Source organism: Demequina flava, from assembly GCF_000975035.1.
GTDB classification, from domain to species: Bacteria; Actinomycetota; Actinomycetes; order Actinomycetales; family Demequinaceae; genus Demequina; species Demequina flava.
In genome coordinates, this window is sequence record NZ_BBRA01000001.1 from 121787 (window position 1) to 132286 (window position 10500).

Here is a 10500-nt window from a genome sequence, read left to right on the forward strand (position 1 = left end):
CCATTGTCTCACTGTGATTCACCAATGACCACGACTGTGCATGTAGCCTCGCTGGAATGAGCCCGACCGACCACTACTTCACCGCGGAGCCCGCGTCCTCTGATGAACGGCGCCGGATCCGCGTGCCTCTCGCGGGACGCGAGGTTGAACTCGAGACCGCCGCGGGCGTGTTTTCCCCCGGACACATAGACCTTGGAACCCAGGTCCTGCTCAAGCACCTCCCGCCGCCAGCGGCGACGCTCCTCGACTTGGGCTGCGGTTGGGGGCCCCTCGCTCTCACTGCGGCTTTGCAGAGGCCCGATGCTCGCATCACTGCCGTAGACGTCAACCGTCGCGCGCTGGACCTGTTGGAGCGCAACGCCGCGCGCCTAGGTGCAGCCGGCGCCATTACGGCCGTCGAGCCCGATGCCGTGCCCGCGGAGCAGACCTTCGACGCTATCTGGTCGAATCCGCCTATCCGCATCGGCAAGCAAGCGCTGCACGAGCTCTTGACCGCGTGGCTCCCGCGCCTCAACACAGGGGGTCAGGCGCACCTCGTCGTGCAGAAGAATCTTGGGTCTGACTCACTCATGGCATGGATCGCTCGACAAACCGATGCCAACGGAAAGCCGTGGGGCCAGATAGAGAAGGTGGGATCCGCGAAGGGGTTCCGCGTCCTGAGGCTCACGCGTTCTTGACAGCGGTCAAGGAAGAGTGACGACGCCCTCGGCGACCAGGACTGCTGGTCCTTCCAGCACCGTGTGGTCCTCGAAAATCCGTACTGTCACCACGCCGCCGGGAACTTCAACGTCCCACACAGCCGGAGCATCGGCCCCCGCCCAGGTCTTGACAGCCAACGCGACCGCGCACGCCCCGGTGCCGCACGACTGAGTCTCGCCAGAACCACGCTCGTGGACACGCATTCGCACTAGCCCGCGGGCCTCCGCGTTCACGGCGCGCTCCCCCAGCGCGACCACAAACTCGACATTGGAGCCGTCCGCCGGAACCGGCATCACATCCGGTGCGACGGTGAGGTCAAGGGCTTCCAACTCGTCGAGGGAGGCCAAGGCGACGACGTGATGAGGGTTCCCGACGTCGACGGAGAGGGCGGGCCTGGCCATATCCAGTCCGCGCGCTTGCACTTCCGCGTCAAAAGGCGCGTCGCCTGTGCCGACCGTGTAGCCGCCCATGCCGATCGCGTAGGTGCCGTCGCCGGCCGACGTCACGCGGCGAGCTCCACCGCGGGTCATGAAATCCAAGCCGCCGCTGAGGTCTGCGCCCGTTTCGCGTTCCAAGAACGCGCCAAACACGCGCGCCCCGTTTCCACACATCTCCGACGTGCTGCCGTCGGCGTTCCAGTAGTCCATGAACCACGAGTCAGGCTCCGCGGCGCTTCCCGCCGGCAGGTTGCCCGATCGCACCGCGCGGATCACTCCGTCGCCACCAAGCCCGCCTCGACGATCGGCAAGAAACCGCACAACCTCGGGCGTGAGGTCGATGTCACCGTCCTCATCAAGAAGCAAGACAAAGTCGTTGCGCGTCCCGTGCCCCTTGGTGAAGGGCAAGGTAGTGCCTGGGGCCGATGCTCGGGTCATGTTTCCAGGCTACCCGCGATACGTACGACCTCAGCCGCCGCACGATCGGCGTCCGCGGCATCGACAGGCCCGTCGACCCACGTCACGCGTGGATCAGGTCCAAACCAGCGCCGTTGACGCCGCGCCAGTCGCCGCGTGTGTTGGGCAATGAGGTCCTGGGTTTCGCTGCTACTGAGCTCACTGTCGAGATAGCGCAGAGTCTCCGCATAGCCCACCGCGCGCTGCGCTGTTGTGGCCGTGCGGAGGCCTGCGTCGACCAGCCGCTGCACCTCGTCGACCAGGCCGTCGGCCCACATGCCCGCCACCCGGGCTTCGATACGTGGGTCAAGGACGTCATAGCCCATCTCAAGCCCGATTTGGACTGCGGGCATCGCGTACTGGTGCGTGGGAAGCGTTGACGAAAACGGCTGCCCGGTCAATTCAATGACTTCGAGCGCACGCACGATGCGTTTGGCGTTGCGGGCATCGATCCGCTCCGCGGCCACCGGATCAGCAGCGACGAGCTCGCTGTGCAGGATGCCGGGGCCCTCCAGCTCCGCTCGCGCTTCCAGGCGGGCGCGGACCTCGGGGTCGGTGGGTGGAAAGGAAAAGTGGTCCAGCAGCGCGCGGTGATAGAGGCCCGATCCGCCCACGACAACCGCTCGCTTGCCGCGCGCATGAATCGCGTCGATGTCCGCGCGAGCGTCACGTTGAAACGCGGCCACGGAGGCATCCTGGTCGACGTCGAGGACGTCGAGTTGGTGATGCGCGATCCCGCGCCGCTGAGCCAGGGGAAGTTTCGCTGTGCCGATGTCCATGCCGCGGTAGAACTGCATGGAGTCGGCGTTGACGATCTCCCCGTTCAGCGCCTCTGCGACGGCCAGAGAGACATCCGACTTGCCTGTGGCAGTAGCGCCCACGATCGCAATGACGTGCGGCGCGTCGTCACTCACGCGCTTGTGGACCGCAGCGTCGGCATACCCAACCCCACGGGACCGTCAGCCGGCGCTCCTGTGCCACACGAGGACCCGCAACCGCCGCCTTCGTGATCGTGGTCACCATCGCGCACCTGCTGCCATACGTCGCCAGCACGCGTGGGACGCACTGAGTACGTGCCACCGTCCAGAGCCGAATCTGCAATGAGGTGGTACGGAGCCGCGTGCGTGACATCGACGGTCACGAGATCTCCCGGACGGGGATTCTCGGCTCCGCTCGGCACCGTGAAGTGCACGAGGCGGTTGTCGGGGCTACGTGCCGACATGCGCTCGTGCTGAGCGTCCTTGCGGCCGCCGCCCTTGCCCTCGTTGTCCATGACAAGCAGCTCCACGGTTCGCCCCACCAACGTGGCGTTTTCTTCTGCGCTGATGCGGTTCTGCAGTGCAAGGAGACGCTCAAAGCGTTCCTGCACCACGTCCTTGGGCAGTTCGGGCAATTCGAAGGCAGGCGTGCCGGGGCGCGGCGAGTACTGGAACGTGAATGCACTGGCGAACCGCGACTGTTCGACGACGCGGAGAGTGTCCTCGAAGTCTTCGTCCGTTTCGCCGGGGAAGCCCACGATGATGTCCGTCGTGATGGACGCTTCCGGCATGAGCTCACGGACCTTGTCGAGGATCCCGAGGAACTTCGAGGAGCGGTACGAGCGGCGCATCGCGCGCAACACTGCGTCCGAGCCTGACTGCAGCGGCATGTGCAGGCTCGGCATGACGTTGGGAGTCTCCGCCATTGCCTCGATGACGTCGTCGGTGAATGCAGCGGGGTGAGGCGAGGTGAAGCGGACCCGTTCCAGACCTTCGATCTCGCCGCACGCGCGCAGGAGTTTCGCGAAGGCGCCGCGGTCGCCGAACTCGACACCATAGGAGTTCACGTTTTGGCCAAGGAGCGTCACCTCGACCACGCCCTGCGACACCAGCGCCTCTACCTCGGCGAGGACTTGGCCGGGCCTGCGGTCACGCTCCTTGCCACGTAGGGAGGGCACGATGCAGAACGTGCAGGTGTTGTTGCAGCCAACAGAAATCGACACCCACCCGGAAGCGATGGCATCGCGACGGCTCGGGAGCGTCGAAGGGAAAACCTGAAGCGACTCTTCGATCTCAACTTGCGCCTCGGCATTGTGCCGGGCGCGCTCAAGCAGGACGGGCAGAACGTCCAGGTTGTGGGTGCCGAAGACGACGTCGACCCAGGGAGCCCTGTCGACGATCTCGCCGCGGTCCTTCTGCGCCAAGCAACCGCCCACGGCGATTTGCATCCCCGGACGACGAGCCTTGACGGACGCGAGTTGACCGAGGTTGCCGTACAGCTTGTTCGCGGCGTTCTCACGCACTGCGCAGGTGTTGATGACAATGACGTCAGCCTCGTCGGCAGACGGGTCTGCAGCACTGTATCCGGCGCCCTCAAGGAGACCTGCCATGTGCTCGGAGTCGTGGACGTTCATCTGACAGCCGAGTGTCTTGACGAGGTAGGTCGGTGCGAGTGCGGTGTCTGTCATGCCTATCCTGCGACGGCATCCGCGCGAAGTTCGCGGATGACGGTCACTTTGATCTCCCCAGGGAAACTGAGGTCCTTGCTGATGTGCTCAGCAATTGTACGCGCCAGTTCCGGCACCGCGGTGTCAGCAACCTCACCGGGATCGACCATCACGCGCACGTCGCGGCCCGCTGACATCGCGAGGACCCGGCTCACACCGGTGTGCTCAGCGACGAGGTGCTCGAGGTTCTCGAGGCGCTCGACGTAGCCATCCGAGTCCTCGCGGCGCGCTCCCTCGCGGCCCGCGGAGACTGCGTCCGCCACTTGCACGATGACAGCTTCCACGCTTTCTTGAGGTACCTCATCGTGATGAGCTGCGATCGCGTTGACAACAACGCTCGACTCGCCGTGCTCAGCAGCAACAGCCGCACCGATCGCCGCATGGGTTCCGGGAGTGTTGTGGGTGAAGGCCTTGCCGACATCGTGGAGGAACGCCGCGCGACGAGCCGTGTCCGCGTCGGCACCGATCTCGCTGGCGATGTCTGCCGCTATCTGTCCGCATTCGACAAGGTGCGCGAGGACGGTCTGGCCATACGACGTCCGTAGACGTAGCCGCCCCAGTGCGAGCACCACCTCATGACTGATGCCCTTGACGCCAGCGGCCTCGATGGCGTCGAGCCCGGCCTCTTCGTGGCGCTGCTCGGCTTCCTCGACTGCAGTGGCATACGCCGCCTCTACGCGCTGCGGATGAATACGCCCATCATCAACCAGCGCATGCAGCGTCACTTCAGCAATTTCACGACGCTCGACGTCAAAGCACGACAACTGGACCGCATTCACGCCCTCTTCGACGATGACGTTGACGCCAGTCAGCGCTTCAAAGGCACGAATGTTGCGCCCTTCGCGGCCGATGATGCGCCCCTTCATCTCCTCGTTGGGCAGATCGATCCACACCGTCGCGCTCTCCGACGACGTCGCGGCTGCCTGACGCTGCATGGCGCTGACCAATATCTCGCGAGCCTTCGCGTCGGCTTTACGGCGCGTTTCGCGTTCGATCCGGCGGATGGAGGATCGCGACTCCTCCTTGGCCTCGGCAAGGAGCCTGGCCTCAAGTTCCTTCTTGGCGTCATTCATCTCGAGATGGGCAATATCCGCCAACGCCTCACGTTGCGCACGCTCGTATCCGGTGCGCTCGTCATGCAACCGCCGCTCATCGCGACTCACGACTGCGGCGCGCTCTTCGAGCACGCGGGAGTACTTCTGAGCGGCGCGCTGATCGCTCGACAGCTCTTTCTCGCGCAACGCGACACGTTCCTCGCGCCGCTGCGCCTCAGACAGGAGATCGCGTGCTTCTGTCCGGATGCCCTGAACTTCTTCTTGCGACGACCGCCGAATGTCGGAGGCTTCGCGCCGCGCGAAGTGGACAAGCAGGAGCGACACCAGCAGGAGGATCAGCGTCGCAGCGGTCGCGATCACTTGTGCCACGGCGACGCTCCTGTTCGGTCGGTGTAGTGCGCCCGTGCGGGCACTCGAGTCAGACTACGCGTCCTCAATATCGGCACGTTGCAAGTCTTTCACGAGTGCAAAGGCCAACGACGGTGAGTAGCCGCGCCTTCCGAGCATCCCGACCACGCGCCTGACGCGCGCATCCTCATCGACATTCGACAGTTGCCGCCACCGCTTTTCGGCAAGGTGAGCAGCGGCGTCGCGCTCGTCATCTTCGCTGATTTGCCCGACAGCCTCGTCGACCTGGGCGGCGTCGAATCCTTTGCGCTGGAGCTCCTGAGCGATGACTCGGCGTGCCTTGCCTCGCTCGCGGTGCCGCGTGCGGGCGATCGCGCCGGCCAGCGCGGCATCGTCGAGCAGACCAACCTCGACGTACCGCGCGACGACCTCGTCCGCGACGTCCTCGGGTATCTCACGCGACACGAGAGCCTCGCGCAATTGCCCAGTGGAACGCGGCGCATGCGAGAGCAGGCGCAGGGCAATCTCCCGCGCCTTCTCTCCCTGCTGAGCCGCATCGTCACTGTGCGTCAATGACGCCTCGGCGGCCGCTTCATGCTCGCTGACCGACTGTGCCATTAGAAGGTGGCGCTCTCCTTGTCTTCGGGAGCGGCGGTCTCTGCGACCGCATCATCCTCTGACATTCCGGCCACGCCAAGTTTGCGCTTGACCTTAATTTCGATCTCAGTGGCGAGGTCGGGGTTGTCCTTGAGGAAGTTGCGCGAATTCTCCTTGCCCTGTCCCAGCTGGTCGCCCTCGTAGGTGTACCAAGCACCTGACTTCTTCACGAAGCCGTGCTCAACACCGAGGTCGATGATGCTGCCTTCCTTCGAGATGCCCTGGCCATACAAGATGTCGAACTCGGCCTGCTTAAACGGCGGCGCCATCTTGTTCTTGACGACCTTGACACGCGTACGGTTTCCGACCGGCTCCGTGCCTTCCTTGAGCGTCTCGATGCGGCGCACGTCCAGTCGCACGGACGAGTAGAACTTCAGTGCCTTTCCACCCGTGGTGGTCTCGGGAGAACCGAAGAACACGCCGATCTTCTCGCGCAGCTGGTTAATGAAGATTGCGGTGGTGCCGGTCGTGTTCAGTGCGCCGGTGATCTTGCGCAGTGCTTGCGACATGAGGCGTGCCTGAAGGCCCACGTGGGAATCGCCCATTTCGCCCTCGATCTCCGCCTTGGGCACCAGTGCCGCCACGGAGTCAATGACCAGGATGTCCACTCCGCCGGAGCGGACCAGGATGTCTGCGATCTCCAGCGCCTGCTCGCCGGTGTCCGGCTGGGAGACGATGAGGTTGTCGGTGTCGACACCAAGCTTCTTGGCGTACTCCGGGTCCAGGGCGTGCTCAGCGTCGACGAACGCCGCAGTACCACCCTGACGCTGCATGTTCGCAACGGCGTGAAGCGCAACCGTGGTCTTACCGGAGGACTCTGGTCCGTAAATCTCGACGACACGACCGCGAGGCAGTCCGCCAATGCCGAGAGCGACGTCCAACGCCAAGGAGCCAGTAGGGATCGCTTCAATCGCGACCTTCTTGGACTCCCCCAGTCGCATGGCTGAGCCCTTACCGAACTGACGGTCGATCTGTCCGAGTGCCGCTTCTAGTGCCTTGCTACGGTCTTCTGCCTTAGCCATGTTTTTCCCTGTCCTTACGTGACGTTGCTGTCATGTTCCGGTGATCACTGATGACGCTACGCCGCACCTGTGACATGGAATCCGTGCGCATCACCATCTGTGTGCAATGAGCCGGTGTTCCTCGCTCTGTGCACTACAGTAATCGAACGCATGTTCGAACGCACGCGCTACGGTGGGCGTGTCGCGCAAGGGCAAAACGAATGGGGCGGCTAGCGCCGTGGAGGCACGACGTTTTCTTGTCGGCCACCGTCACGGGCACCTTCGGGGATATCCATCTGGTCACACAGCGCGTGCCAGACATCACGTGCGGCTACGCCGTCACCGAGCGCTTGATCCGCGGTACGAGAATCGAGACCGTCAAGGGCCAGTTCCCTCGCAAGGGTGTGGGAGTAAGTCTCCCCGAACACTGTGTCAGCCAGTGACCAGAATTCACTTAAGCGCACTAGCGCGCACGCACACCGCTGAGGAGTTCGGGCACGGTGTCAGGAATGCGAGGCATGACCTCGACCGACTCAAGCGACTCTGCAGTCGCGAAGCGATCGGAGACCTCACTCAGCACCGTCGACATGGGCACGTCAAGTGCATCGCAGATCGACGCGAGCAGTTCCGAGGAAGCTTCCTTCTGTCCGCGCTCAACCTCGGACAGGTAGCCCAGGGAGACGCGAGCGCCAGAAGAAATGTCCCGCAGAGTCTTGCCCTGCGTCAGTCGGGCGTCCCGCAGGACGTCTCCGATCTCATTACGAAGCACTGGCATGTGCCCCTCCTCACGTTCATGGTGGTTCGCCATGTCCAACGCACACTACCGCAGTTATGTTCCCGACTTCCAGGCCAACATGCGCGTAGGTGACTCAAGAATACCAATTGCTAGTTCCATGGCGGCCTCCGCCGCCCGCTCACGTACCGACTGGCGGTCACCGTCAAAGTGATGTTCGCGCGCCCACACTCCGCCCTCGTGGGCAACGCTGACCCACACGGTCCCGACTGGTTGGCCTCCGTGAGGCTCAGGTCCCGCGACACCCGTGGTCGCCAAGGCCAGGTCCACGTGGAGACGGCCTTGGGCCCCTTGGGCCATGGCGGTCGCGACGGTCCGCGAGACCGGCCCGGGATCGTCAAGAGCTGTTTGCGGCACGTCGAGCAGGTCGTGCTTGAGGTCCACGGCGTAGGAGACCACGCCACCGCGCACAACCTCCGAAGCCCCAGGAATCTCGACCAGTGCGGAGACCACCTGGCCGCCGGTGAGGGACTCAGCAGTGCCGATGGTCGTGTGCGTGGCGACCGCAGCAGCCACCAGCGCGCGCGCCTGCTCGCTCAGCTGTGTGGTCGCCATGGGGACGTCAGTTTTCGGAACCGCCGGTCGCGGATCGCGACGCGTCATGGTCCGTCGCGTTCTTGCCCTCGCGGTGGTCACGGGCCGCGCGTGAAATCATCCGCGCATAGTCAACGCCTGTGATCACTGCGACCACGACCGCTGCCACAAGAACCCACCACGCGATGGCGTCGAACCAGCCCGGCATGCCCGGGACCAGGTACATGCAGATCGCGGTCATCTGTAGGACCGTCTTGATCTTGCCGCCGCGCGAAGCCGGAATGACGACTCCCTTTGCAACAGCCAGCCTGCCGACCGTCACGCCCACCTCTCGGACAATCAGGATCGCCAGCGGCCACCACGGAATGCCGTCAACCCATACGAGTGCGGCGAGGATTCCTAGAACCAGTGCTTTGTCAGCGATGGGGTCCGCGAGTTTGCCGAACGAGGAGACCACGTTCCACCGTCGCGCCAGGTATCCATCGAGCCAGTCAGTAAGTGACGCAAGCAGCACCAGGATCAGTGCCCACCATCGCTCGGCGCCGTCCTGGCCGCCGTCCATGATGAGCAAGATGACGGCAACAGGCACCATCACGAGCCTGAGGGCCGTGATCACGTTGGGGAGAGTCGCAGTCACGCCTTCACCCTATAGCCCCGAGCGGTGGATGTCCGCACCCTTCTCGGCCTGGATAATGGCCCTATGCCCCCCGCCAAACCGCCGGCACACGCCCGTCGCCACGCCACCCCAGCGCTCCTCACGACGGTGATCGTGTACCTGCCGCTGGCCGTCGTCGCTGGCGCCGTTCTGGCTTCAGGTCTCGGGGACGACGACTCGAACCCGGCATCGGCCCTCACCACACCTAGCCCACGTGCCACACCGAGCGTCACTCCTAGCCCCACGCCCTCCCCCACTCCGACGACTCCCACCGTCGAGTTTTCCTTCGTCGCGGGCGGTGACGTGCTGACGCATATGCCGGTGGTGTGGTCAGCCACGACCGATGAGGGCATGGACTTCTCACCGCTCATGGCCGGAGTAGACCCCTATGTCGCCGGCGCGGATCTCGCGCTGTGTCACCTGGAATACCCGGTCGATACGGAGGGCAACTACACCGGCTACCCGATGTTCGGTGGGCCCGCGCAATTGATCACGGACTTGGGCGAGGCGGGCTGGGACGGGTGCTCGACGGCGTCAAATCACTCGGTCGACCGTGGATATGCGGGGCTCGAGGCGACGATCGACACCCTCGAGGCCGAAGGCATGGGCTACGCCGGCACGGCGCGCACCGAGGCAGAGTCCACGCAAACACAGATGTACACGGTGTCGTCGCAGGGGCGCGACATCACCGTCGCCTCTGTGTCGTGGACCTACGGACTCAACGGTTTGCCTAAACCCGAGGGGATGCCGTGGTCGGTCAACACCTTCGATGCGGATGGCATGGACGCTGCACCGATTATCGAGTCGGCGAGCGCGGCACGGGATCAAGGCGCGGACGTCGTGATCGCCTCGGTGCACTGCTGCGTTGAGTACCTCACCGAGCCCACTGCCGCGCAGCGAGACATTGCTGAGCAGATCGCCGCGTCAGGCGAGGTCGACCTGTACGTCGGCCACCACGCTCACGTGCCGCAGCCCCTCGAGCTTCTCGAGGGAGGCCCCTACGGCGACGGCATGTGGACGGCATTCGGTCTCGGTAATTACCTGTCCAACCAAGACGACGCATGTTGTGTGCCTGAGACGGGAGCGAGCGTGCTCTTGTCCGCGACTCTTTCCGTGGCACCGGACGGCGTGACCGACGTTGAAGCGTCGTGGACTGCGCTGACCTACGATCGCCGCGGAGATCACACCATGCACGCTTTGCACGACATCGCAGACGAGGGAGCGGGCACTCTGAGCGCTGAAGAAGCGCAAGCGCGCTACGCGCGGGTGGCTGATGCTGTGGGGCCGGACGCGCTAGAGCGGACGATGCCGGTCGCACCATTGGCGGACAGCGTCACCGTTGAGGCGCGGGGCTGATACAGTCCCTTCCGCCCTCGCGCC

The 10500-nt window shown here is 64.5% G+C and carries 12 protein-coding genes; 2 read left to right on the plus strand and 10 right to left on the minus strand.

Going from position 1 to position 10500, the window contains the following annotated elements; all coding sequences use genetic code 11:
- Positions 1–56: 56 nt before the first annotated feature.
- Positions 57–677 carry a class I SAM-dependent methyltransferase gene (locus tag AOP74_RS00555; RefSeq protein WP_061960390.1) on the plus strand — a complete coding sequence of 207 codons (621 nt, stop codon included), beginning with the start codon at positions 57–59 and terminating at the stop codon, positions 675–677.
- Between the two features lie 6 nt (positions 678–683).
- Here AOP74_RS00555 and dapF read toward each other — a convergent pair whose 3' ends face one another.
- From dapF to pgsA, 10 genes are all read right to left on the minus strand, one after another.
- Positions 684–1574 carry a diaminopimelate epimerase gene (dapF, locus tag AOP74_RS00560; RefSeq protein WP_061960391.1) on the minus strand — a complete coding sequence of 297 codons (891 nt, stop codon included), beginning with the start codon at positions 1572–1574 and terminating at the stop codon, positions 684–686.
- Positions 1571–2506, minus strand: coding sequence for a tRNA (adenosine(37)-N6)-dimethylallyltransferase MiaA (miaA, locus tag AOP74_RS00565; RefSeq protein ID WP_061960392.1), 936 nt, complete (start codon positions 2504–2506; stop codon positions 1571–1573). The genes dapF and miaA overlap by 4 nt, the downstream gene beginning before the upstream one ends.
- Complete coding sequence (gene miaB, locus AOP74_RS00570; protein ID WP_061960393.1) at positions 2503–4038, minus strand: tRNA (N6-isopentenyl adenosine(37)-C2)-methylthiotransferase MiaB; 1536 nt, start codon at positions 4036–4038, stop codon at positions 2503–2505. Before miaB ends, miaA begins: the two co-directional genes overlap by 4 nt.
- A gap of 2 nt (positions 4039–4040) precedes the next feature.
- Entirely contained in the window at positions 4041–5501 is a 1461-nt protein-coding gene (gene rny / locus AOP74_RS00575; protein ID WP_061960394.1) for a ribonuclease Y, read from the minus strand.
- A 54-nt stretch (positions 5502–5555) separates the two neighbouring features.
- Positions 5556–6098, minus strand: a complete 543-nt coding sequence (locus tag AOP74_RS00580; RefSeq protein WP_061960395.1) for a regulatory protein RecX — start codon at positions 6096–6098, stop codon at positions 5556–5558.
- A complete protein-coding gene (gene recA / locus AOP74_RS00585) occupies positions 6098–7159 on the minus strand; it encodes a recombinase RecA (protein WP_061960396.1) in 1062 nt (353 codons plus the stop codon). Before recA ends, AOP74_RS00580 begins: the two co-directional genes overlap by 1 nt.
- Positions 7160–7368: 209 nt before the next feature.
- Positions 7369–7602 carry a DUF3046 domain-containing protein gene (locus tag AOP74_RS11990; RefSeq protein WP_082095906.1) on the minus strand — a complete coding sequence of 78 codons (234 nt, stop codon included), beginning with the start codon at positions 7600–7602 and terminating at the stop codon, positions 7369–7371.
- A complete protein-coding gene (locus AOP74_RS00595) occupies positions 7602–7913 on the minus strand; it encodes a helix-turn-helix domain-containing protein (RefSeq protein WP_061960398.1) in 312 nt (103 codons plus the stop codon). The genes AOP74_RS11990 and AOP74_RS00595 overlap by 1 nt, the downstream gene beginning before the upstream one ends.
- Before the next feature lie 54 nt (positions 7914–7967).
- Positions 7968–8486, minus strand: a complete 519-nt coding sequence (locus AOP74_RS00600; protein ID WP_061960399.1) for a CinA family protein — start codon at positions 8484–8486, stop codon at positions 7968–7970.
- A gap of 7 nt (positions 8487–8493) precedes the next feature.
- Positions 8494–9102 carry a CDP-diacylglycerol--glycerol-3-phosphate 3-phosphatidyltransferase gene (gene pgsA / locus AOP74_RS00605; RefSeq protein ID WP_061960400.1) on the minus strand — a complete coding sequence of 203 codons (609 nt, stop codon included), beginning with the start codon at positions 9100–9102 and terminating at the stop codon, positions 8494–8496.
- 63 nt (positions 9103–9165) lie between these two features.
- Here pgsA and AOP74_RS00610 point away from each other — a divergent pair, with 63 nt between their 5' ends.
- Entirely contained in the window at positions 9166–10476 is a 1311-nt protein-coding gene (locus AOP74_RS00610) for a CapA family protein (protein ID WP_061960401.1), read from the plus strand.
- Positions 10477–10500: the final 24 nt, after the last annotated feature.